Origin of the sequence: Leptolyngbya sp. FACHB-36 (assembly GCF_014695955.1) — a bacterium.
Lineage (GTDB): Bacteria > Cyanobacteriota > Cyanobacteriia > Leptolyngbyales > Leptolyngbyaceae > FACHB-36.
This window is the reverse complement of record NZ_JACJPG010000036.1, coordinates 1-1,500: the sequence shown is the minus strand read 5'-3', so window position 1 is coordinate 1,500 and position 1,500 is coordinate 1. Positions and strand designations below refer to the sequence as shown.

The following is a 1,500-nucleotide window of genomic DNA, read 5'->3' as shown; positions in this document are numbered from 1 at the left end:
GCCGCCGATCGTCCTACGGTCGTCGAAACGTACAATTTGCGAAAAGTCTACCGAACAGGCTTCTGGCTGAATCAAAAAGTCGTGTCCCTTCACGACTGCACCCTCAGCATCTACCAAGGCGAAACCTTTGGGCTGTTAGGACCGAACGGCGCAGGCAAAACCACACTGCTAAAACTCCTGCTGGGCATTGTTCGTCCGAGCAAGGGACGCGGGCTGCTGTTGGGTGCACCGCTGGGCGATCGCGCCGTCAAGCAGCGCATCGGCTACCTGCCAGAGAGTCCTTACTTTTATGACTACTTGACAGGTTGGGAAATCTTGCAGTTCACCGCTGGGCTGTTTCAGATCCCACGATCAATTCAACGTAAGCGCATCCCCGAACTGCTCGATCGCGTCGGTTTAGCGCAGTCTGCCGCTCGCCGCAAGCCGTTGCGGCAATACTCCAAAGGAATGCTCCAGCGAATTGGCATGGCGCAAGCGCTGATTAACGACCCAGACTTGGTGTTTTTGGATGAGCCTATGTCTGGGTTGGACCCCTTGGGACGCTACCAGATTCGGGAAATTATCTTGTCACTGAAGGCGCAGGGCAAGACTGTATTTTTCAACAGCCACATTCTGTCAGATGTGGAGATGATCTGCGATCGCGTCGCGATTCTGGCACAGGGCGACCTCCTCTGCGCAGGTTCGCTACAAGAGTTGCTGGGCGGAACCGATGCTTACCAGGTAAAAGTGAAGGGCGGCAATCCGGACACCCTCCGTAACCGCTTGGACGGCCTAGAGTTCCAGGATGGCTATTGGCAGGGGCACCTCCTCGGCAGTCCGCAAGATTTCCTTGCCAGCCTAAATTTAATGGGGGCTCAACTGGTTTCGATGCAGCTAGCGCGCCCGTCACTAGAGGATTTTTTTGTGCAGCAGTTGACGCAGCGGGGAATTCAGGAGAGCCGTTAGGGAGCCGCGATCGTTCGATCTGTTTGGAAGTTTGTGATTGATACGTAGCTGTCACTCTACAGGCTGATTGTCATTCACTTGCCATGCGGCAGCGACACGATCGTGACTTACAATCGCTAGAATCGCCGAGAACCCTTATCGAAAAGCATTTTTGTCCATGTGTCGATTATTAGGCTATTTGGGACCCAGGGTTCAACTCGATCGCCTGCTGTTTAAACCCGAACACTCTCTGATTGTTCAGAGCTATCAGCCCAAGGAAATGACGGCTGGCTTACTCAATGCTGACGGCTTTGGCGTGGGCTGGTATCACCCCGAGCGGCAAAATGAAGCGTTTGTATACAAGAACACGCTGCCAATCTGGAGCGATGTCGTAAATCTGCCGAGCTTGAGCCGCTACGTAGAGTCAGGGTGCATTTTGGCGAACGTCCGCAGCGCCACACCTGGACTGACGGTGGATTTGAGCAACTGTCAGCCGTTTCAGTATCAACGCCTCTTAGCGATGCACAATGGGGCGATCGAACAGTTCCGTCAATCGCTGTACCGTCCGATTCGCGA

General features: G+C 54.1%; 2 protein-coding genes. Both read left to right on the top strand.

The features are described 5' to 3' along the window. The coding region (locus H6F43_RS00525; RefSeq protein ID WP_190340087.1) for an ABC transporter ATP-binding protein at positions 1-945 on the top strand (945 nt) is incomplete at its 5' end. 157 nt (positions 946-1,102) lie between these two features. After that, positions 1,103-1,500, top strand: a 398-nt coding sequence (locus H6F43_RS00520; protein ID WP_190340086.1) for a class II glutamine amidotransferase, incomplete at its 3' end; no start/stop codon positions are given.